Origin of the sequence: Tessaracoccus defluvii, assembly GCF_014489575.1 — a bacterium.
Taxonomy (GTDB): Bacteria; Actinomycetota; Actinomycetes; order Propionibacteriales; family Propionibacteriaceae; genus Arachnia; species Arachnia defluvii.
On the sequence record NZ_CP060789.1, the window covers coordinates 1,576,377 to 1,596,107 of the forward strand.

A 19,731-nucleotide genomic window follows, 5' to 3' on the forward strand; every position below is an offset into this window, starting at 1 on the left:
CGGGGTTCCGCAGCGGTGACACCCCTCCCCTCGCGGCCGTAGGCGTCCAGTCCGCGGTCGAAGTAGCCCGACTCGCCGTTGACGTTGACGTACAGGGAGTCGAACGACGTGCCGCCCTGTTCGAGCGCCTCGGACATGACGTCGCGGGCGCAGCGCAGCAGCTCGACGGCCTTCCTGGGCCCGAGTTCGGTGGCGGGCAGCGCGTAGTGGACGCGGGCCCGCCACAGCGCCTCGTCCGCGTAGATGTTGCCGATGCCGCTGACCAGCGACTGGTCCAGGATCGCCCGCTTCACGGACGTGCGACGCAGCCGCAACCGCTGGGCCACCGCACGCTCGTCGAAGTCCTGGTCGAACGGGTCGAGCGCGATGTGCGGCACGGGATCCGCCGCGGCGTGGGGCCGCAGGTCGAGCCCGCCGAACATCCGCTGGTCGATGAAGCGGAGCTGGACACCGTCATCGAGATCGAACAGGACCCGGGTGTTGCGCAGCAGCGCGTCCGCGGGTCCGTTGACGCGGAAATGGCCGCTCATGCCGAGGTGGACGACGAGCGCGTCGTCGTCGAGGACCAGCCACATGAACTTGCCCCGGCGACGCACTGCGTCGATGCGGCGCCCGGTCAGGTCGGCGGCGAATCCATCCGCTCCGACGGGATGCGTGCGCACCGGGCGGGGGTGCAGGACGTCGACGCGGGTGACGGTGCGCCCGAGGGCGTGGGCCCCGAGCCCCCGCCGGACGACCTCGACCTCGGGAAGCTCAGGCACCGGTCAGGCTCTGCACGGCGAGCCGCGCGGCGATCTGCTCGGCCCGCTTCTTGCTCGGGGCAGTGCCCTCGCCCGCCGGGTGGCCATCGACGACCACAACGGCGGTGAACTCACGCAGATGGTCAGGGCCGGTGCCGGTCACGTCGTAGCGGGGCAGGCCCCAGCCGCGCTCAGCGCAGCGTTCCTGCAGCACGGTCTTGAAGTCCGCGTAGTTGCCGTCGGCCTCCGAGGCGGCGATTCGCTCGTCGAGGAGGCTGTGGACGAAGCGGGAGGAGGCATCGGGGCCGGCGGACAGGTGCACGGCTCCGATGACGGCCTCCATGGTGTCGGCCAGGATCGAACGCTTGTCACGTCCGTTGGTGGCCAGCTCGCCCTTGCCGAGCAGCAGGTGCTCGCCGAGATGGAGCTCGCGGGCGACCTCGGCCAGCGCCACGGTGCTCACGACACTCGAACGCAGCTTCGCCAGCTGCCCCTCCGCCAGGGCGGGGTAGGTGCGATAGATGTGTTCGGTGACGATGATCTGCAGCACGGCGTCGCCGAGGAACTCGAGCCGCTCGTTCGACTCGCCCTGCCCGTGCTCGTACGCGTAGCTGCGGTGCGTGAAGGACAACTCAAAGAGCTGGGCGTCAACCTCGACGCCCAGCTCCTTCAGCTGGTCCTGCAGTCTGCTCAACCCGCTACCCGCGGGATGTGCGGTTGTGCTCAGGCCTCGAGGACCTGGCGACGCGCGCCGCGGGGGCCGTACTGGCCGCACGACGGGCACGCGGTGTGCTGCAGGTGGGCCTCACGGCAAGCCGGGTTCGCACAGGTCACGGTGGGAACGACGGAAGCCTTCCACTGCGCACGGCGCGAACGGGTGTTGCTGCGCGACATCTTCCGCTTCGGAACGGCCACGATCTTCTCCTTGGGTCTTACGACTGAAAGTCAGTTGGGGGTGTCCCCGCCGATGTCGGCGAGCTTCGACCACCGGGGGTCGATCGTCTCACCGTGGCTGTGGTCGGGATCGCGGTTCAGATTGACACCGCAGTCGAGGCACAGGCCCAGACAATCATCCCTGCACAGAGGCGTGAACGGCAACTCGAGCACCACGGCGTCCCGCAGGGCCTCTTCCAGGTCGATCGTCTCGTCGATGACGAGGCTCTCGTCCTCCTCCACCTCGTTGCCCGGGTAGAAGAAGAGTTCCTGCACATCGAAGCTGTCCTCGGCTTCGATGTCGTCGAGACAACGGGAACACTGGCCGCGCAGTTGCACGGTGACGGTACCCGATGCCAGGACGCCTTCGGAGACGCACTGGAACTGGAGATCCAGTTCCATGTCCGAATCCTTCGGCACTTCGATCATGGCGATGCCCAGTTCGGCTGGCGCCGGGACCGTCGTCTCGATCCGCTTCATCACACCAGCCCGGCGACCCAGCTCGTGGACCTCGAAAACGAGGGGCGAGCGGTGATCGGGGTGGCGATGCACGGGTGACACGTCACGATCCCTTCATCCAGCCGACCATGAACACGTCATGACCGACCGCCAACTCTACCGGCCCGCCTGGACGGGGCCAAATCCGAGCCACTCAGAAACCGCCCCAGGGACCACTGGTTCCTGAGGAGCGAGCGCCTGCGCGAGCGTCTCGAAGGACGACAAGCTCAGGGACCACTGGTTCCTGAGGAGCGAGCGCTTGCGCGAGCGTCTCGAAGGACGACAAGCTCAGGGACCACTGGTTCCTGAGGAGCGAGCGCCTGCGCGAGCGTCTCGAAGGACGACAAGCTCAGGGACCACCTTCCGAGACACCCCGCGTCCTGCTACTGTATTAGTGCCTTAATACACTGATACATCTGGAGGTCCCATGAGTGTCGCGACGGCGATCGCCACCGACCGGATCACCCGGCACTTCGGCGACAGGGTCGCGGTCGACGGTGTCTCTCTCGAGGTGTCCCGTGGCGCAGCCTTCGGGTTGCTCGGCCCCAACGGCGCGGGGAAGACGACGACAGTCCGGCTGCTGGCCGGCGTGCTGCGCCCGACCGCGGGCGCCATCCGGCTCTTCGGCGAGCCGCTGGCGGCGGCCAGCTCCGACCAGCTCCGCTCCCGCATCGGGGTCCAGACCGACACGAGCCTCTACGAGACACTGACCCTGCGCGACAACCTCACCACCTGGGCCGAGCTCTACGACGTGCCCCGCGCGGAAGTCTCCGGGCGGATCGACGACGTGGTCCAGCTGCTGGGGCTGGCCGACCGGCTCGGCTCGAAGGTGGGCACCCTCAGCAAGGGGATGCGGCAGAAGGCCGCCCTCGCGCGCGCCGTCCTGCACCGGCCAGAGCTCCTGTTCCTCGACGAGCCGACCGCCGGGCTCGACCCGGAGTCGACCCAGGAGCTGCTCGCCTACCTGCGCGGACTGATCACCAGCGGCGCAAGCACCGTGTTCATCTGCACGCACCAACTGCACGGCCTCGAGTCCCTGTGTGACGCGATCGGCATCCTGCAGTCGGGGCGACTGACGACCAGTGGCGCCGTCGACGACCTGCTGGCGGCCCGCTGGCCGAGCCCCCGGTACCGGCTCCTGGTGGCCGGATCGCCGGCCGCAGCACTCCCCCACCTCCCCGCCAACGCCCGCGTGGCTGGCGACGGGATCGAGTTCGACCTCGCCCCGGCGAGCAGGTCGAGCCCCTGATCACCACCATCGCGACCGCCGGGATCGGCGTCTCGGAGCTCACCCGGCTCCGGCCCACGATCTCCGATCTCTACTTCGACACCATCGAGGAGCACGCATGAACCGCCGCCGTCTCACTGCGCTGGTCCGCAAGGACTGGCGCGAGCTGCTCGCGAACAAGCAGGCCGCCGCGCCGCTGATCGTGGTGCCGATCCTCTTCGCCGTCGTCATGCCCGCGATGCTGCTGTTCTTTGGCGACCACCCAGCGCTGACGGCCAACGTCAACGGACTCGACAGGTTCCTGGAGACCTTTCCCACGGAGCTGCTCCCGGCGGGCCTCACCCCCGAACAGGGCCTGATCTACGCCGTCGTCGCCTACTTCTTCGCCCCCTTATTCCTGTTGATCCCCGTGATGGTGGCCTCGGTGATCGCGAGCTCGGGATTCGTCGGCGAGAAGGAGCGACACACGTTCGAGGGGCTCGTCTACACCCCGCTGACGGACAGGGAACTCGTCCTCGGCAAGGTGCTCGCCTCGGTGCTGCCCGCGATCGCGCTGAGCTGGGTGTCGTTCGCCGCCTACTGCCTCCTCGTCACCACGCTGGGCCGCCCCTACCTGGGCGACACGGTGTTCCCGACGCCGATGTGGTTGGTGCTCGTGTTCGTTCTCTCGCCGCTCATCGCGTTCCTGTCGACGGCGCTGACGGTGGCGATCTCGGCCAGGTCGTCGACCATGCAGGGTGCCCAGAACGTGTCGTTGTTCCTGGTGCTCCCGGTGATCCTGGTGGTGGCCTCACAGGCCACCGGCGCCTTCTTCCTCGGGCTACCGCTGGTGCTGGCGGGATCGGTGGCGCTCGCCGTCATCGACGTCGCCGTCTACCTGCTGGTGGTCTCCCGCCTCGACCGCGAGCGGATCCTCACCAGCCTCTGACGGGGCGTCAGACGTCGCCGCGGGGAACTTCTCCGCGAGGGCCACGGCCACGTTCGCAGGCACGTAGGGCGACACGTCGCCGCCGAGGCGGACCACCTGCCGGATGATGGTCGACGACAGCGTGACGTGGTCCCTTGCCGCGGGGAGCAGCACGGTCTCGATGCCGCCCATCTCCTCGTTCATGTGGGCCATCTGCAGCTCGAAGTCGAAGTCGGCGCCGAACCGCAGGCCCTTCACGACGGCAGGGATGCCGCGGTCGTTGCAGAAGTCGACGAGCAGCCCGTCCATCGCCTCCACCGTGATCCCGCCCAGGCCCGCCGTCGCTCCTTCGACGAGGGCGACGCGCTCCTCGAAGCTGAAGAGGTAGCTCTTGGTGGAGTTGTTGCCGATGGCGACGACGACCTCGCCGAACAGCGCGTGCGCACGGCGCACGATGTCGAGGTGTCCGACGGTGATGGGGTCGAACGACCCCGGGACGAGGACCTTCACGTCTGCTCCTTCGGGAACGGTTGCTCAGAGGGTAGCGGGAGCCGAGGACCCGCCTCAGTCCCGCGCGCCGAAGTAGAGGGTGGTCTCCCCGTAGGACCGCTGCCAGGTGTCCGTGAAGGCCTCGGGGAAGTCGGGAGCCCGGTTGCGGCCGGAACGCTCCACGACGACGAGCCCCCGCGGGGCGAGACAGGTGTCGACCACCCCCGCCAAGAGCGACTCGACCTCCTCGGTGGGCACGTCATAGGGCGGGTCGAGGAAGACCAGATCGAACGCCCGCCCCGCACCGGAGACATAGGTCGCGGCGCGCGCCGCGCGGACGTCGACACGGAGGCCGGCGGTCGCCGCGTTGGTCTCGATCAGGCGGGCGGTCGGCCGGTCGGCCTCGACCAGCACGACGGCGTCGGCGCCGCGGCTCGCCGCCTCCAGGCCGACGGCGCCGGAGCCCGCGTAGAGGTCGAGCACGCTCATGCCGGTCAGCTGCCGTTCGGCGTCCGCGTCGGCGGTGTCGAACCAGCTGGCGAGCGCCGAGAACAGCGCCTCCCGCGTCCGGTCGGTGGTGGGCCGCGTGTTGGCCCCCTTCGGCGTGCTCAGCCGGCGCCCCTTGGCGCTGCCTGCGATGATGCGGCTCACGACTTCTCCATCCATTCGCCGGCGGCAAGCAGCTCCGCCTTGGTCATCAGGTCGGCCAGCAGCGGGTCGGTGGCGGAACGCTCGTCGTCGAGGACCCGCTCCGCCAGCACCTTCGCCTCCCGGATGACGTCAGCGTCGGCCAGTGCCCGCAGCAGCTTCAGCGAGCCGCCGCCGGACTGGGCGGCGCCGAGCACGTCTCCCTCGCGGCGCAGCGTCAGGTCGAGTTCGGCCAGCTCGAAGCCGTCGTCGGTGGAGGCCAGCGCCTGCAGCCGGGTGGCGGCGTCGAGGTTGTCGGTGACCGGCGCCAGGAGGAGACAGAGTCCGGCGTGCTCGCCCCGGCCGATGCGGCCGCGCAGCTGGTGCAGCTGGCTCAGGCCGAACCGGTCGGCATCCATCACCACCATCACCGAGGCGTTGGGGACGTCGACACCCACCTCGATCACCGTCGTCGCCACCAGAACGTCGAGCTTCCCCTCGACGAACGCCGCCATGGTGTCGTCGCGGTCGGCGACCGCCTGCTTGCCGTGCACCGTCCCGACCCGCAGCCCCTGCAGGGGGCCGGTCTCCAGCAGCGGCGCCAGATCCTCGACGGCGGCCAGCGTCCGGTCGCCCTCTGCTGCGGAGACCCCCGCCTCGAGCTGTGTCGGCGAGATCGCGGGGCAGACGATGAACGCCTGCCGCCCGTCGGCCACCTCCTCGCGGATCCGCTCCCACGCGCGCGGCACCCAGCCGGGGTGCTGGACGGTGTTGACGAACACCGTCTGCACCGGCTGCCGCCCGGCGGGGCGTTCCCGGAGCTCGCTGACCTCCAGGTCGCCGAAGACCGTCATGGCGATGGAGCGCGGGATCGGGGTGGCCGTCATGACCAGCGTGTGTGGCTTGGCGGCGGCCTTCTCGGCCAGCGCGGCCCGCTGCTCGACGCCGAACCGGTGCTGCTCGTCGACGACCACCAGGCCGAGGTCGAAGAAGGTGACCGGGTCGCTCAGCAGGGCGTGGGTCCCGATGACGATGCCCGCCTCGCCGGTGACGATGTCGTTGAGCGCCTCGCGCTTGGCGGCCGTGCTGCGCGACCCCGTCAGCAGGACGATGCCGGTGGCGTCGGGGTGGGCCCCGAGCCTGCGGCCCTCCCCCAGGTCGCCCAGGAGCCGGCTGATGGAGTGGAAGTGCTGTTTGGCGAGGACCTCGGTCGGGGCGAGGAGCACGGCCTGCCCGCCGGCGTCGACGGTCGCGAGCATGGCGCGCAACGCCACCAGCGTCTTGCCGGATCCCACCTCGCCCTGCAGCAGCCGGTTCATCGGCGCCGACGCGGCAAGCTCCGAGAAGATGGTCTCGCCGATGTCCACCTGCCCCTGCGTGAGGGTGAACGGGAGCCGCGCGTCGAAGGCGTCCAGCAGCCCGCCCGCCTTCCGGGGACGCGGCGTCGCCTGCTGCGACGCGAGCTCACGGCGCCGCTGGGCCATGGCCAACTGGATGCCGAACGCCTCGTCGAACCGGAGCCGGGCCCGCCCGATCTCCGCCTGCTCCGTCGAGGTCGGCTCATGGACGGCGGTGAGCGCCTGCTCGAACGGCAGGACCCCGGCCTCCTCGACGATCCAGTCGGGCAGGGTGTCGCCCGTCAGCGCGGGCAGTGCCATCTCCACGCAGTCGGCGATCACCCAGGTGGGCAGTTTGCCGCTGGCCGGGTAGAGGCCCACCATCGAGGCGCGCTGGACCTGGCGCTGCATCGCCGCCCGCTTCTCGGCGTTCTTGCCGCCGGTGACGCGGGCGCCGTCGAGGATCACGAAGTCGGGATGCGTGAGCTGGAACTGGTTGTTGAAGGAGCCGACCCGGCCGATGAAGATCCCGCGCGCGCCGGCGGCCAGCTGCTTGGCCCAGAACTCCAGGTGGTACTGCTTGCTGGAGAACAGCGAGACGGAGATGTAGTCGCGTCCGTCGGTGATGGTCGCCTGGACCCGGCCGCTGCCCCGGCTGAACTTGATCTCGGAGCGGGCCACCTTGGCGATGAGGGCCACGTCCTCACCGACCTGGAGGTTGCCGAAGTCGGTCATCTCGGTGCCGGCGATGTAGCGGCGCGGCACGTGCCGCACGAGATCGTCGACGGTGGTGATGCCGAGCTTGGCGAACTCGGCCGCGGTCTTGCCGCCGACGACGTCGGTCAGTCGGCGGTCGAGCTCGCGGTAGATCGGGGTACGCCAGGTCGCCATGAGCATGAGGTTACCGAGGAGGGGCGACAGCGCGCGAGGCGTCGTCGCCGGCTGGGGACAAAAAGAACCGGCGGCCCCCCTCAGGGGACCGCCGGATCAGGTGTCTTCGCGTCAGCGGGAGACCTTGCCCGCCTTCAGGCAGGAGGTGCACACATGCACACGCTGAGGGGTGCCGTTGACGGTCGCCCGGACGCGCTGGATGTTGGGGTTCCACCGACGGTTGGTCTTCTTCTTCGACCACGGCTTGTTGTGACCGAAGCCGGGTCCCTTGGCGCAGACATCGCACTTGGCAGCCACAGGAATCTCCTCGTAGTTGGTAACCAGACGATAACCACGCCTGGAAGTTCGGGGTACCTCGCGAGGAGGCAACCGCACAATGTTAACCCGTCGAAGCGGGATCGGACAAACTCAGCCTACTTGCGGCGGCGACGGGCCCCCCGCCGCTCGCCTCCGTCGGCCGGAGCCTGCGAGTCGACGGGCTCGTCGAAGCGCAGGTAACCGGCACCGTGGCAGTGGTCGCACGTCTCGGTGAAGGCCTCCGCGAGGCCCGTGCCGATCCGCTTGCGCGTCAGCTGCACCAGGCCGAGGCTGGTGACCTCCGCCACCTGGTGACGGGTCCTGTCGCGCCCCAGGCACTCGACCAGTCGACGCAGCAGCAGCTCACGGTTACTCGGAAGCACCATGTCGATGAAGTCGATGACGATGATGCCGCCGATGTCGCGCAGCCGCAGCTGCCGGACGATCTCCTCGGCCGCCTCCAGGTTGTTACTGGTGACGGTGGCCTCGAGGTTGCCGCCCGAGCCGGTGAACCGACCCGTGTTGACGTCGATGACCGTCATCGCCTCGGTGCGGTCGATGACCAGCGAGCCGCCCGACGGCAGGTAGACCTTGCGGTCGAGCGCCTTGGCGATCTGCTCGTCGATGCGGTAGCGGGCGAAGACGTCCTTGCCGTCCTCGGCCACCTCGTACCGCTGCAGCCGGTCGGCGAGCTGCGGTGCGACGTGTCCGACATAGGCGGAGATGGCGTCGAAGGCGTCGTCCTGCTCCCTGTTGCCCTGGATGACCAGCGCGCCGAAGTCCTCCGTGAAGAGGTCGCGGACGATGCGCAGCGTCAGGTCGGGCTCGGCGTACAGCGCCTGCGGGGCGCCGCCGGTCTTCGACTTCTTCTCAATGACCTCCCACTGCGCCTTGAGCCGGTTGACGTCACGCACCAGCTCGTCCTCGCTGGCCCCCTCGGCGGCCGTCCGCACGATGACGGACTCGTCCTCCGAGATGAGGTGCCCGAGCACGTTCCGCAGGCGGTTCCGTTCGACGTCGGGCAGCTTGCGGGAGATCCCGGAGAGGTGGCCGCCGGGCGAGTACACGACGTAGCGGCCGGGAAGGGAGATGTGCGACGTGAGACGCGCACCCTTCGCGCCGACCGGGTCCTTGGTGACCTGCACCAGCACGCTCTGGCCGGACTTCAGCACGTTCTCGACCTTGCGGTGCTCGCCGGTCACGCCGAACGCGGCCCAGTCGACCTCACCGGCGTACAGCACGGCGTTGCGGCCGCGGCCGATGTCGATGAAGGCGGCCTCCATGCTCGGGAGGACGTTCTGCACCTTGCCGACGTAGATGTTGCCGATGAGCGACGTGGCCGACGCCTTGTCGACGTAGTGCTCGACGAGAATGTCGTCCTCGATGACGGCGAGCTGGGTGTAGTCCTCCGACTGGCGGATGATCAGCTTGCGGTCGACGGCCTCGCGGCGGGCGAGGAACTCCGCCTCGCTGAGGATCGGGGCGCGACGGCGACCGGCCGCGCGGGACTCCTTGCGGCGCTGCCGCTTGGCCTCCATGCGGGTCGAGCCCTCGATGCCGGTGACCTCGTCGTCGCTGCTGCTGTCCCCGGTGCCGCCTTCGGAGCGACGACGGCGACGGCGACGACGGCGGTTGACACCGTCGCCATCGGAGGAGGAGTCGTCGGTGCCGTGGGAGTCACCGTTGTCGTCGGCCGACTCGTCATCGGAGGCGTGCTCGTCGCCGTTGTCACCGTTGTCGCTGTCGTCGTCGGAATCGCCGTCACCGGAGTCGGACGAGTCGTCGTCGCGGCCACTGCGGCGACGACGGCGGCCACCGCGACGGCGGCGGCGGCGGACGGGGCGGTCCTCGTCGGAGTCCTCGTCGTCGGTGGACTCGTCATCGGAGTCGTCGTCGGAATCGGAGTCGTCGGTGTCGCCGTTCTCGTCGGCCTCGTCACCGGTGGACTCGTCGGAGTCGGCCTCGGCCGTCTCGTCCTCGTCCTCGTCGTCTTCGTCGTCAGCAGCCGTGTCGCCGGCGATGGCTCCCGCGAGGGCCGCGAGCTGCGCGTCGCGGGCTTCGGCGGTCATGAACGGGTCGGTCAGCACGGCCTTGCGGGCCTCAGCCAGGTCCTCGGCCGCCCGGAGTGCGGCGGCGATGGGATCGTCGTCCGCGGCGGGCGTCGGCTCGGCGGCGGCGACCGGACGGGTGGCGCGACGGCGGCGGGTGGTGGCGCGAGGAGCCACGGCGGGCTCCTCGGCGGCGGGGGTCTCCTCGACCGGCGCGGTCGGCTGTTCCTCGGCAACGGCTGCCTCGACGACGGCGGCGGGCGCCTCGGTCACGGCGGCGGCGGGCTCCTCCGTCACGGCAGCGGCGGCGGCCGGGCGCGTGGCGCGACGACGGCGGGTGGCCCGCGGGGCTTCCGCCTCGACGGCGGGCTGCTCCTGGGCTGCTGCGGTGGGCTCCCCGGCGGGGGCCACCGGCGTCTCGGGCTGGGCGTCCTCCACGACGGCAGGCGCCGTCTGCTCGGCGGCCGGGGCCGCAGCGGCACGAGTGCTGCGACGGCGGGCGGGCTTCTTCTCCGCGGGGCCTGCTCGGGCTCCTGCGCGGCGGGCGCCGGCTCGGGTGTCTCGACGGCAAGGGGCTCCTGCGCCGACTCTTCGCCCTTCACGGGGACGCGGCGACGGCGGGTGGCTTCGCCGGCTGGCTTGGTCGCCGCCCGGCGGCGACGCGGGGTGATCTCAGCGGCCTCGGCGGCGGGCTTCTCCTCGGCCACCGGGGCCTGGTCGGCGACCGGCGCCGCAGCAACGGTCTTCTCCCGGGCTGCGGGCTTCTCCCGGGCTGCCGGCTTCTCGGTGGCTGCGGGCTTCTCAGCGGCCGGGGCCTCTGCCGCGGCCGGCATCTCGGAGGCGGGCTTCGACTCTGCGACCTGGGCTGCGACGGGGGCTCCGGCGGGACGGCTGGCAGCACGGCGGCGGCGCGGTGGCGCGGCTGCAGGCTGCGTTTCGGGGGTCACGTTGTCGTTCGTGGATTCGTTGTCGAGCATGCGGCTCCTTACGCGCGGATGCGCGGACGGGCACAGCCGTAGCTGTGCGCTAAGTACAACGGCCGACCCGGGGTCCAAGACAGTCGCGGCAGGCCTGCCGCGGTGCAGTCTCGCTGCTCCAGGATGGCACCGGGAGGTGCCGTGGCCTCATGCCATTCTCGCACAGGACACAACAGATGCGGGCATTCGGCCCGTGAATCAGCGCAGCGGGTCGCCGATCGCACCGTCGCGCAGGGGTCCCTGGGCGAGCCTGGTGAGCAGGGGCCGCCCGGGCACGGCCTCGTCGATCCGCCGCAGCGCGCTCACGATGTCGTCGGGGCGCACCAGCGGGGTCTGGTGCACGGTGCGCACACGGATCGTCACGTCGTCGGTCACCTCGGCGGTCAGGATCGCGGAGCGCACATCGAAGGTGCGCAGGCCGGTCTTTGTCATCCGTTCCACGGTGAACTCATCGCGGCCCATGAGGTCGGCCAGAGCGGCGGCGAGGACGCCGTCCGCGGCGCCGTCGAGCCTGATCAGCCAGTCGGAGGCCTCGAGCAGCTCGCCGAGAGACTCCGACACCGCCTCAGCCGCGTCCAGCACCTCGAAGCCCGCGGGGAGGACCTCGTTCAACGCGGCCACCACCTTCGCGGGATCACAGACGGACTTCAGGCCGAGCTCCACGTACTCGGCCTCCGACGCGGCCGACGTGGGCGCGGCGTTGGCGTACGAGATGCGGGGATGCGGCGTGAAGCCCGAGGAGTAGGCCATGGGGATCTCCGCCCGGCGCAGCGCCCGCTCGAGCGCCCTCCCGAAGTCGCGGTGCGAGGTGAATCTCGCGGGCCCGCGCTTCACGTAGCGGAGGCGGAGCTTCTGCGCAGGGGGTGCCTGCTGAACCGGCGGCTGTCGATTTCCCACGGGGAGGGAGTCTACCGGCGCGGCACCGGAAGCCGGGTATCGTGGCCGACCGGATCGAAGGAGGGCTGCCCATGGAGACGCTCCGCCGATGGATGCCACTGGTGGCCCTGCTGTGTCTGGCCTTCAACCTGCGCCCGGTCGCCGTCTCGGTGGGCCCGGTGCTCACCGAGATCACCGCGGAACTGGGGCTCACCGGGACGACAGCCGGTCTGCTGACGTCGCTGCCCACCCTGTGCTTCGCCGCCTTCGGCGCCGCTGCCCCGTGGGTGGCCCGGAAGCTGGGTGACCACGGGACCATCGCCGTCGCTCTCCTCGCGCTCATCGCCGGCCAGGTTCTGCGGCTACTGGCCGACGACGCCGTCGGTTTCCTCCTCGCCTCGGCGCTGGCGCTGGCCGGCATGGCGATGGCCAATGTGCTCCTTCCCTCCCTGGTGCGGCAGCACTATCCGGACCGCATCGGGCTGGTCACTGCGCTCTACTCGCTGACCCTCACCATCGGGGTGACGGTCGCCAGCATGGCGACGGTGCCGCTGGCCGTCGCGCTCGGCGGCTGGCGGGCGGGGCTCGGGACGATCGTGATCGCGGCCGTCGTCGCCCTCCTGTTCTGGCTGCCGATGCTGCGGGGCGGGCACGCCACCCGTGGCGCCCGGGGCGACGCGGTGACGCTGCGACACATCGCGCGGACCCGGCTGGGCTGGGCGCTCGCCGTGTTTTTCGGGATCCAGTCCGCCCAGGCGTACTCGATCTTCGGCTGGCTCGCCTCCGTGTACCGGTCGGCCGGCCTCGACGAGGTGCAGGCGGGGCTGATGCTGGGCATCGCCACCGGGGTCGGCATCGTTCCTGCCTTCCTCATCCCCGCCTACGTGGCGCGGACGCCCAACCCAACCGGCCTGTTCCTGGCGATCATGGGGTTCCTGTTCGCCGGCTACCTGGGGCTGATCTTCGCCCCGACGGCGGCGCCGTGGCTGTGGGCCGTGTTCCTCGCCCTGGGGACGGCGTCCTTCCCCCTCCTGCTGGCGCTGTTCGGAACCCGCGCGAGGACCCCGGCCGCGACGGCCGCGTTGAGCGGGTTCGCCCAGTCGGTGGGCTACGTCATCGCGACAATGGGGCCGCTGTCGTTCGGGATCCTGCACTCGCTCACGGGACGGTGGGAGCCGTCGATGTGGGTCCAGCTCGTCCTTGCCGTCCCCATGATCGTGGCCGGGCTCTACGCCTGCAGGCCCCGGCTCATCGAGGATCAGCTCAGGGCCTGAGCCGGGCCACAATCCTCAGCGCTTCCGGTAGAGGTTCTTTGTCTGGTAGACGGGCTCCGACGTGACGTTGACGCCGAGGCTGCGCAGTATCCCCGCATCCACGCTGCCGAGGATCACTGTCGAGTGCATGTCGCAGCCGCGCAGCTGCTTGAGCTGGGCCAGCGCGTCACGTGCCAGCGCGTCGTCCCGGGCACTGACCGACAGGGCGATGAGCACCTCGTCGGTGTGCAGCCGCGGATTCCGGCTTCCCAGGTGTTGCGTCTTGAGCGTCTGGATCGGCTCGATCGTCTCGGGCGCGAGCAGTCGGACCCCTGCATCGATCCCGGCCAGGTCCTTCAGCGCATCGAGCAGCATCGCCGAACACGCACCGAGCAGCGGCGACGTCTTCCCTGTGACGATGCGGCCGTCGGGGAGCTCGATCGCGGCCGCCGGCGCCTTCGTCCGACGCTCCACCTCCAGCGCGGGGACGACCACGGGACGGTCCTCCCGCACGACCCCCAGCTGGCTCATGGTCAGCGCGATCCGGTCCGAGGCAGTGGGCTCCAGGTCGTCGCGGTGCTCGGTGACGAGGGCGTGGAAGTAGCGGCGGATGATCTCCTGCTTGGAGGCCTCGCGCACGACGGCGTCGTCCGAGATGCACACGCCGGCCATGTTCACCCCATGTCGGTGGGCGACTGGTAGGGCGAGGATCCCGTGAGCCGCTCGAAAAGCAGCTTGAGCACCGGGAAGATCTCGACGTCACGGTTGTAGTTGACGACCTGTTCGCCGTAGGCGGCAAGGTGGTACGGGTCGATCATGTTCACGTCATCGAGGTCCGCCGTCGCCGCCTCGTAGGCCAGGTTGACGGGGTGGTCGAGCGGGAGGTTCCAGATCGGGAAGGTCTCGTATTTGGCGTAGCCGGACGTGATGCCACGCTGATGGTCGTGGTACAGCTGCGACAGGCAGGTCGCCATCTTGCCGCTGCCGGGGCCGGGCGCCGTGACGACGACGAGGTCACGCTCGGTCTCGATGTACTCGTTGCGGCCGTAGCCCGCGTCGCTGACGATGTGCGCGACATCGCTCGGATACCCCTTGATCGGGTAGTGCCGGTAGACCTTCACCCCGGCCCGTTCCAGCTTCCGCTTGAATGCGCGGGCCTGCCGGTGCTCATCGGTCACCTGCGTGATGACGACGCTTCCCACGAACAGTCCGTAGGAGCGGAACTCGTCGATCAGCCGCAGCACGTCCGACTCATAGGTGATGCCGAGGTCGGCTCGCACCTTGCTTCCGCCGATGTCATGGGAGCTGACCGCCACGACGATCTCCACCTCGTCGCGGAGTTCGTGGAGCATCGCGATCTTGTTGTCGGGGGTGAAGCCCGGCAGCACGCGCGACGCGTGGTGGTCGTCGAAGAGCTTTCCGCCGAACTCGAGATACAGCTTGCCGCCGAAGCGCCGCCGCCTCTCGGCTATGTGCTCCGACTGGAGCGCCAGGTACCGTTCTCGGTCAAATCCCACCATGCGTGCCACGGATGTCGATCGTATCGTGCCTGTGGCTTCGTTCGCTTGGTGGCGGGGTTTTTGCAGCGCTCCGTGGCGGTCTTGTTGCCGCGATCACGCAGGACTGGCTGCAGGTAGGTGTCGCGGTCTGAACCGAGAGGGGTGCGCCCGGTCGGGGCCGTTTGGATCGCTGCCGCTACGTCAGAGTCCGAAGGCTCCGCCGCTGACGAGGATCACGATGCCGAGGCCGATGAGAACGATGGGGAAGAGGATGTGCTCCCAGCGTTCGAGCACTTCGGCGATCGGGGGGCGGGTGGCGACGAACTTTGCCAGGGCCACCAGGACCGCGACGAGCGCGAGGAAGACGATGCAGTAGGCGACTACTGCGAGAGGTTCCACGCTGAGGAAGACAGGGGTGTAGACGCCGATATTGTCGCCGCCGTTGGCAAGGGTGACGCCTGCGACTGTCCACACGCCGACCTTCTTGCCGGCAACCTTGGCCTCGTCGTCATCGTCGTCATCGTCTCCGCGCCAGGCCTGCCATCCGGCCCAGAGGCCGAGGCCCAGAGGGATGAGACCGAAGTACGGGATGGCTGCCGAGGGCAGGAATGCTCCGGCACCGATGGTCACCAGGACCGCGGCACCGAGGATGCCGGCGAATCCGAGGTACTGGCCGGCCAGAATGCGGGCGGTAGTGCCGCGCTGGCCTGCCCCTCGCGCGAAGAAGAGGGAGAGCACGATGATGTCGTCGATGTTGGTCGCTGCGAACAGGCCCATCGCCTGCAAGACCGAGGTGAGGATCATGCGCCCTCCCCAGCTGCGTCGCATCCGGGAAGCGAGCAGGCGGGATCGATGCACGGGGCGTCTTCGTCCACTGCCAGGGTGGCATCGACCAGTGCCGTCAGCGCCTGCGCCAGGTGCGAATCGGCGATCTCATATCGTGTCCGACGACCCTCGGGCTCGGAGACGACGATCCCGCAATCGCGCAGGCATGCCAGGTGGTTGGACACGTTCGGGCGTGTCAGGTCCAGATCTCGGGCCAGTTCCGCCGGGTAAGCGGGATGGTCGAGCAGGGTCAAGATGATCCGGGATCGAGTGGGGTCGGCCAGTGCACGACCCAGGCGGTTCATCACGTCGAGACGCGAAGCAATAGTCAGCATGAACTGAACTATACAGCGCGAACTGAACACTCGGTCACAGGCGTCAGCCCAGATCGCATGCCCGCAAGGGGATCCTTCACCGGGACAGCGGCCGACGGCAGGCCGGAGGAATAGGCGTCGCGATAGGGTGCACCCCGCGCAACAGAACCGTTGCGAAAGGTCTAACACCCCAACGCAACAGAGTGGGCCGCCATGCGCTGCCACGGGCCCGTGAACTTCGGTGTCACAGGTAGCGGCAGACATCCTCGGGGGAGCACGTGGCCGGGTCGCCGGCGGCGGCGTCCTCGCGCAGGTCGGCGATCGTGGTGCGTAGCTGCGCGAGCTCGGCGAGTTGCCGGTCGATCACATCAAGGCGGGTGTCGAGCAGGTCGGTGACGTGCCGGCAGGGGGCCTGCCCCGGTCGCGGATGTCCAGCACCTGACCGATCTGGGCCAGGGTCAGCCCGGCCGCTTGCCCCCGGCGGATGAAGTCCAGCCGGTCGAGCACCTCGGCGCCGTAGTCCCGGTAGCCCGCCGGGGTGCGGTCCGCGGCGGGTAGCAGCCCGACCTCCTCGTAGTACCGCAGGGTCTTGCTCGTCGTGCCCGACGCCCGAGCCACCTCACCGATCCGCATGCCACTCATTCTCCCCCTTGACCTTCCAGTGCACTGGAAGGTCGATCCTGAGGGCGATGAAGGAGGAGTTCATGACGGCAACGGCTAACAGCAGGTCGTATGACCTGGCAATGATCGGGTCCGGTGGGGCGGCGTTCGCGGCCGCGATCCGCGCCACCAACCTCGGCAGACGGGTGGTGATGATCGAGCGTGGCACCGTCGGCGGTACCTGCGTGAACACCGGGTGCGTGCCCTCCAAGGCCTTGCTCGCGACCGCCGAGGCCCGCCACGTCACACTCGACGCCTCCCGGTTCCCCGGCCTGCCGCTCCCCGAAGTCCGGCCGGTCGACATGCCCGCCTTGATCGCCGGCAAGGATCGGCTCGTCGGGTCACTGCGTGGCGAGAAGTACCTGGACCTGGCCACCGAGTACGGATGGGATCTCCACCCCGGGGACGCCACGTTCGTCGGCACACCCAGCGAGCCGGCACTGCGCGTCACCGGCCCTGACGGCACGGTGGAGACGGTCCGGGCCGCGCACTACCTCATCGCCACCGGCTCCAGGCCCTGGGCGCCGCCGGTCCCCGGCCTGCAGGAGGCCGGTTACCTGACCTCGACCACCGCGATGGAACTGGACCACGTCCCGGAGTCGCTGCTGGTCATCGGCGGCGGCTACGTCGCGATGGAGCAGGCCCAGCTCTTCGCTCGGCTCGGCGTCCGGGTCACCATGCTGGTCCGCTCACGGCTGGCGTCCCAGGAAGAACCCGAGGCGTCCACCGCCCTGGATGAGATCTTCACGGACGAAGGCATCCAGATCATCCGCGGCGCGGTGCCCAGCGCGGTCCGCCGCGACCCGGCCACCGGCGAGGTCACGGTCACTGCCACCACCACTGACGGCTCACAGGAACTCCGGGCGGCCGAGGTACTCGTCGCCACCGGGCGCCGCCCGGTCACCGCCACGCTCGGTCTCGACACCGTCGACGTGCGCACCGGCGACCACGGCGAGGTGGTCGTCGACAGCCATCTGCGCAGCACCAACCCGCGCGTCTGGGCTGCCGGTGACGTCACCGCCCACCGTCAGTTCGTGTACGTCGCCGCGGCCCACGGCGCCCTCGTCGCCGACAACGCCCTCACCGGCGCCGGCCTCGAGGTCGACTACCGCCACCTGCCCCGGGTCGTGTTCACCAGCCCCGCCCTGGCCGCCGTCGGGATGACCGAACGGCAGGCCTCCGCTGCCGGGATCCGCTACGACAGCCGTGTCCTGTCACTCGCGCACGTCCCACGCGCGATCGTCAACCGCGACACCCGCGGGTTCATCAAGATGGTCACCGACGCCGACACCGGCCGCATCATCGGCATTACCGCCCTGGCCCAGGACGCCGGCGACCTCGCCGCCGCCGGGGTCTACATGCTCGAGGCCGGCATGACCACCAGCCAGGTCGCCAACCTCTGGAGCCCCTACCTGACCATGGCCGAAGGCCTCAAGCTCACCGCGCAGGCCTTCACCACCGACATCGCCAAGCTCTCCTGCTGCGCGGCGTGAACCTGCCCCGCACACAGGGACACCGATAGGGGACCGCCTCGCCCCGGGGCGCGAGACAAGAAAATGGGCGCCGATCAGCCCTACTTACTGGCACCCCTGCGTATCGGACCTGCAACCACCGGGAGTTCAGTCGATGCAAGAACTCCCGTCCCAGGCCTATATCTGGACGTCTTCACGACCTCTACGTGCTCGACCCGACGAGGACAGCACTGGACGACGCGATGACCGCCTTGCGGCGCCGCCATGAGGCCGCGGTCCGTTTGGGCCGCGTCACCGCACCACCATGACCACGATCGTCACCACGTAAGCCGCGGCGACCAGACCGATCCCCAGCAGGGTGAGCACCACCCCGCGCCGGGCCGGCCGCTGGCCCTCGTCCGGCCCGGGGCCCTTGCCGTGCTTCGCGGTCATCGCGCGCTCCTAAGACGTTGCTCAAGCATGTGCGGCTCTCGCGAGCGGGCTTCCGTGCCGAGTGCTACCAGCTCAGGTCGTGACAGCCGTCGCTGCCGGCGCCCTCCACCTGCAAGGTGGCATGGGCGATACCGTAACGGTCGCGCAGCACCCGGCGCGCGCCGGCAAGCACGGCGCCGTGGTCCGCGCCCTGGTCAGCGACCAGGTGGGCCGTGGCCACGTTCATCCCCGACGTCAGGGTCCACAGGTGCAGGTCGTGGACCTCCTCCACCCCCTCGACCGCGTCCAGGTCACCGGCGACGTCCTCCGGGTCCACCCCTTCCGGGGCGTGCTGGCCCAGCACCGCGATCACCTGCCTGCCCAGAACCACTGCCCGGATGATGACGAAGACCGCGATGAGCGCCGCGACCACGACGTCCCAGATCGGCTGGCCGGTGAGGATGATCAGCACGCCGGCGACCATGACACCCACCGACCCGGCGGCGTCGGCGATCACCTCGTAGTAGGCGCCCTTGACGTTCAGGCTGTCCTTGGCCCCGCTGCGCAGCAGCAGCATGGAGATGATGTTGATCACCAGGCCGGCGAAGCCGACCGCGAGCATGGCGCCGGAGGCCACCTCCGGCGCGTCGCCCAGCCGGCTGATGGCCTCGACCACCACGTACACCCCGACCGCGAGCATCGCCAGCACCGCCAACGCCGAGGCGAACACCTCGGCCCGGTAGGAGCCATAGGTGCGTCGCCCTGTGGAGTCCGGCCGGCTCGCGATGCGCGTCGCCAGCAGCGCCGCACCCAGCACCACCACATCGGCAGCCATGTGCCCGGCATCCGACAGCAGCGCCAACGACCCCGACACCAGCCCCGCGACCAGCTCGATCAGGAAGAAGCCCGCCGTCAGGGCGAACGCCCCCGCCAGCCGCCGACGGTAGCGGCCACCGGCATGCCCGGTCGCCGGGGCATGGCTGTGTCCCGCCCCCATCAGCCCTGCCCCTCGTGGCGGGCGTGCTCACGGGAGACGTCCAGCAGCATCCGCACATGCCCGTCAGCGAGGCGGTAGTACACCATCCGCCCCTCCCGGCGGTTCTCGACCACCCCAGCGGTACGCAGCACCCGCAGCACATGGGACACCGACGCCTCCGCGACATCGACCGACGCCGCCAGGTCACACACGCACAGCTCGCCGGCCTCCAGCAACGCATACAGCACCCGGGCACGGCGCGGGTCCCCCAGGAGCTTGAACAGCCCGGCCAACCTGCCGGCCTCGCGCTCGTCGGGGATCCTCTCCCGGGTCAGCGCCACCTTCTCCGGATGGACGGCGGTGACCTGACACGAATCCAACGGCGTCACACTCATGCCACGACCATACACCAATGCAGATGTGCAGATATCAGCAGCGGGAGCCACACACGAGAGGTCAGCAGGTTCTGTATG

20 protein-coding genes and 3 pseudogenes are annotated in these 19,731 nt (G+C 69.8%); 4 read left to right on the forward strand and 19 right to left on the reverse strand.

Annotated elements, in window-relative coordinates; genetic code table 11:
• Positions 1 to 20: 20 nt before the first annotated feature.
• From mutM to H9L22_RS07635, 4 genes and pseudogenes are all read right to left on the reverse strand, one after another.
• Positions 21 to 761 (reverse strand): annotated as a pseudogene (gene mutM / locus H9L22_RS07620) (bifunctional DNA-formamidopyrimidine glycosylase/DNA-(apurinic or apyrimidinic site) lyase); the annotation flags it as partial.
• Positions 754 to 1,434 carry a ribonuclease III gene (gene rnc / locus H9L22_RS07625; protein ID WP_226966203.1) on the reverse strand — a complete coding sequence of 227 codons (681 nt, stop codon included), beginning with the start codon at positions 1,432 to 1,434 and terminating at the stop codon, positions 754 to 756. The pseudogene mutM and the gene rnc, both read right to left, overlap by 8 nt.
• A 29-nt stretch (positions 1,435 to 1,463) precedes the next feature.
• On the reverse strand, positions 1,464 to 1,655 hold the full coding sequence (gene rpmF, locus H9L22_RS07630) for a 50S ribosomal protein L32 (RefSeq protein WP_187722243.1): 192 nt from the start codon (positions 1,653 to 1,655) through the stop codon (positions 1,464 to 1,466).
• 30 nt (positions 1,656 to 1,685) lie between these two features.
• Positions 1,686 to 2,234: a YceD family protein gene (locus tag H9L22_RS07635; RefSeq protein WP_187722244.1), complete on the reverse strand. Its 549-nt coding sequence runs from the start codon at positions 2,232 to 2,234 to the stop codon at positions 1,686 to 1,688.
• 364 nt (positions 2,235 to 2,598) lie between these two features.
• Between H9L22_RS07635 and H9L22_RS07640 the strand changes: the two genes are divergently transcribed.
• On the forward strand, positions 2,599 to 3,420 hold the full coding sequence (locus H9L22_RS07640; protein WP_187722245.1) for an ABC transporter ATP-binding protein: 822 nt from the start codon (positions 2,599 to 2,601) through the stop codon (positions 3,418 to 3,420).
• Positions 3,421 to 3,517: 97 nt separating this feature from the next.
• Entirely contained in the window at positions 3,518 to 4,327 is an 810-nt protein-coding gene (locus H9L22_RS07645; protein ID WP_187722246.1) for an ABC transporter permease subunit, read from the forward strand.
• A gap of 21 nt (positions 4,328 to 4,348) precedes the next feature.
• Here H9L22_RS07645 and coaD read toward each other — a convergent pair.
• The 6 genes and pseudogenes from coaD to H9L22_RS07680 form a co-directional block, all read right to left on the reverse strand.
• A pseudogene (gene coaD / locus H9L22_RS07650) lies at positions 4,349 to 4,816 on the reverse strand (pantetheine-phosphate adenylyltransferase); the annotation flags it as partial.
• Positions 4,817 to 4,870: 54 nt separating this feature from the next.
• Positions 4,871 to 5,446 (reverse strand): 16S rRNA (guanine(966)-N(2))-methyltransferase RsmD, encoded by a 576-nt coding sequence (gene rsmD, locus H9L22_RS07655; RefSeq protein ID WP_187722248.1) that lies wholly within the window; start codon positions 5,444 to 5,446, stop codon positions 4,871 to 4,873.
• Positions 5,443 to 7,650: an ATP-dependent DNA helicase RecG gene (locus tag H9L22_RS07660; protein WP_187722249.1), complete on the reverse strand. Its 2,208-nt coding sequence runs from the start codon at positions 7,648 to 7,650 to the stop codon at positions 5,443 to 5,445. The genes rsmD and H9L22_RS07660 overlap by 4 nt, the downstream gene beginning before the upstream one ends.
• 111 nt (positions 7,651 to 7,761) lie before the next feature.
• A complete protein-coding gene (rpmB, locus tag H9L22_RS07665) occupies positions 7,762 to 7,947 on the reverse strand; it encodes a 50S ribosomal protein L28 (protein WP_187722250.1) in 186 nt (61 codons plus the stop codon).
• Positions 7,948 to 8,063: 116 nt separating this feature from the next.
• Complete coding sequence (locus H9L22_RS07670) at positions 8,064 to 10,433, reverse strand: Rne/Rng family ribonuclease (RefSeq protein WP_320060605.1); 2,370 nt, start codon at positions 10,431 to 10,433, stop codon at positions 8,064 to 8,066.
• Positions 10,434 to 11,170: 737 nt separating this feature from the next.
• Positions 11,171 to 11,869: a TIGR03936 family radical SAM-associated protein gene (locus H9L22_RS07680; protein ID WP_187722252.1), complete on the reverse strand. Its 699-nt coding sequence runs from the start codon at positions 11,867 to 11,869 to the stop codon at positions 11,171 to 11,173.
• A 71-nt stretch (positions 11,870 to 11,940) separates the two neighbouring features.
• On the opposite strand from H9L22_RS07680, the gene H9L22_RS07685 reads away from it, so the two are divergent.
• Positions 11,941 to 13,122, forward strand: coding sequence for an MFS transporter (locus H9L22_RS07685; RefSeq protein WP_187722253.1), 1,182 nt, complete (start codon positions 11,941 to 11,943; stop codon positions 13,120 to 13,122).
• 15 nt (positions 13,123 to 13,137) lie between these two features.
• On the opposite strand, the gene H9L22_RS19680 is transcribed toward H9L22_RS07685, so the two are convergent.
• The 6 genes and pseudogenes from H9L22_RS19680 to H9L22_RS07705 form a co-directional block, all read right to left on the reverse strand.
• Positions 13,138 to 13,632, reverse strand: coding sequence for a DUF1846 family C-terminal domain-containing protein (locus H9L22_RS19680; RefSeq protein ID WP_406707827.1), 495 nt, complete (start codon positions 13,630 to 13,632; stop codon positions 13,138 to 13,140).
• A gap of 48 nt (positions 13,633 to 13,680) precedes the next feature.
• Positions 13,681 to 14,621, reverse strand: a pseudogene (locus H9L22_RS19685) (DUF1846 domain-containing protein); the annotation flags it as partial.
• 180 nt (positions 14,622 to 14,801) lie between these two features.
• Positions 14,802 to 15,404 carry a cadmium resistance transporter gene (locus H9L22_RS07695; protein ID WP_078919667.1) on the reverse strand — a complete coding sequence of 201 codons (603 nt, stop codon included), beginning with the start codon at positions 15,402 to 15,404 and terminating at the stop codon, positions 14,802 to 14,804.
• A complete protein-coding gene (gene cmtR / locus H9L22_RS07700) occupies positions 15,401 to 15,760 on the reverse strand; it encodes a Cd(II)/Pb(II)-sensing metalloregulatory transcriptional regulator CmtR (protein WP_006590980.1) in 360 nt (119 codons plus the stop codon). Before cmtR ends, H9L22_RS07695 begins: the two co-directional genes overlap by 4 nt.
• A 223-nt stretch (positions 15,761 to 15,983) precedes the next feature.
• Entirely contained in the window at positions 15,984 to 16,106 is a 123-nt protein-coding gene (locus H9L22_RS20750; RefSeq protein ID WP_455431976.1) for a hypothetical protein, read from the reverse strand.
• Positions 16,103 to 16,372 carry a MerR family transcriptional regulator gene (locus H9L22_RS07705; RefSeq protein WP_455431977.1) on the reverse strand — a complete coding sequence of 90 codons (270 nt, stop codon included), beginning with the start codon at positions 16,370 to 16,372 and terminating at the stop codon, positions 16,103 to 16,105. The genes H9L22_RS20750 and H9L22_RS07705 overlap by 4 nt, the downstream gene beginning before the upstream one ends.
• Positions 16,373 to 16,443: 71 nt before the next feature.
• Here H9L22_RS07705 and merA point away from each other — a divergent pair, with 71 nt between their 5' ends.
• Positions 16,444 to 17,892 (forward strand): mercury(II) reductase, encoded by a 1,449-nt coding sequence (gene merA / locus H9L22_RS07710; protein WP_041103924.1) that lies wholly within the window; start codon positions 16,444 to 16,446, stop codon positions 17,890 to 17,892.
• Between the two features lie 270 nt (positions 17,893 to 18,162).
• On the opposite strand, the gene H9L22_RS07715 is transcribed toward merA, so the two are convergent.
• The 3 genes from H9L22_RS07715 to H9L22_RS07725 all read right to left on the reverse strand — a co-directional run bounded on the left by H9L22_RS07715 (position 18,163) and on the right by H9L22_RS07725 (position 19,653).
• On the reverse strand, positions 18,163 to 18,303 hold the full coding sequence (locus tag H9L22_RS07715) for a hypothetical protein (RefSeq protein WP_002854087.1): 141 nt from the start codon (positions 18,301 to 18,303) through the stop codon (positions 18,163 to 18,165).
• 64 nt (positions 18,304 to 18,367) lie between these two features.
• Complete coding sequence (locus H9L22_RS07720; RefSeq protein WP_002854089.1) at positions 18,368 to 19,279, reverse strand: cation diffusion facilitator family transporter; 912 nt, start codon at positions 19,277 to 19,279, stop codon at positions 18,368 to 18,370.
• Positions 19,279 to 19,653 (reverse strand): ArsR/SmtB family transcription factor, encoded by a 375-nt coding sequence (locus tag H9L22_RS07725; protein WP_187722254.1) that lies wholly within the window; start codon positions 19,651 to 19,653, stop codon positions 19,279 to 19,281. Before H9L22_RS07725 ends, H9L22_RS07720 begins: the two co-directional genes overlap by 1 nt.
• Positions 19,654 to 19,731: the final 78 nt, after the last annotated feature.

What these genes read in the sequence shown, in the direction of transcription:
- H9L22_RS07715 (WP_002854087.1), bottom strand. Translation starts at nt 18,303, where the DNA reads ATGACCGCGAAGCACGGCAAGGGCCCCGGGCCGGACGAGGGCCAGCGG.
- H9L22_RS07640 (WP_187722245.1), top strand. Translation starts at nt 2,599, where the DNA reads ATGAGTGTCGCGACGGCGATCGCCACCGACCGGATCACCCGGCACTTC.
- H9L22_RS07725 (WP_187722254.1), bottom strand. Translation starts at nt 19,653, where the DNA reads ATGAGTGTGACGCCGTTGGATTCGTGTCAGGTCACCGCCGTCCATCCG.
- H9L22_RS07660 (WP_187722249.1), bottom strand. Translation starts at nt 7,650, where the DNA reads ATGGCGACCTGGCGTACCCCGATCTACCGCGAGCTCGACCGCCGACTG.
- H9L22_RS19680 (WP_406707827.1), bottom strand. Translation starts at nt 13,632, where the DNA reads ATGAGCCAGCTGGGGGTCGTGCGGGAGGACCGTCCCGTGGTCGTCCCC.
- H9L22_RS07720 (WP_002854089.1), bottom strand. Translation starts at nt 19,279, where the DNA reads ATGGGGGCGGGACACAGCCATGCCCCGGCGACCGGGCATGCCGGTGGC.
- H9L22_RS07645 (WP_187722246.1), top strand. Translation starts at nt 3,518, where the DNA reads ATGAACCGCCGCCGTCTCACTGCGCTGGTCCGCAAGGACTGGCGCGAG.
- cmtR (WP_006590980.1), bottom strand. Translation starts at nt 15,760, where the DNA reads ATGCTGACTATTGCTTCGCGTCTCGACGTGATGAACCGCCTGGGTCGT.
- H9L22_RS07705 (WP_455431977.1), bottom strand. Translation starts at nt 16,372, where the DNA reads ATGCGGATCGGTGAGGTGGCTCGGGCGTCGGGCACGACGAGCAAGACC.
- H9L22_RS07695 (WP_078919667.1), bottom strand. Translation starts at nt 15,404, where the DNA reads ATGATCCTCACCTCGGTCTTGCAGGCGATGGGCCTGTTCGCAGCGACC.
- merA (WP_041103924.1), top strand. Translation starts at nt 16,444, where the DNA reads ATGACGGCAACGGCTAACAGCAGGTCGTATGACCTGGCAATGATCGGG.
- H9L22_RS07685 (WP_187722253.1), top strand. Translation starts at nt 11,941, where the DNA reads ATGGAGACGCTCCGCCGATGGATGCCACTGGTGGCCCTGCTGTGTCTG.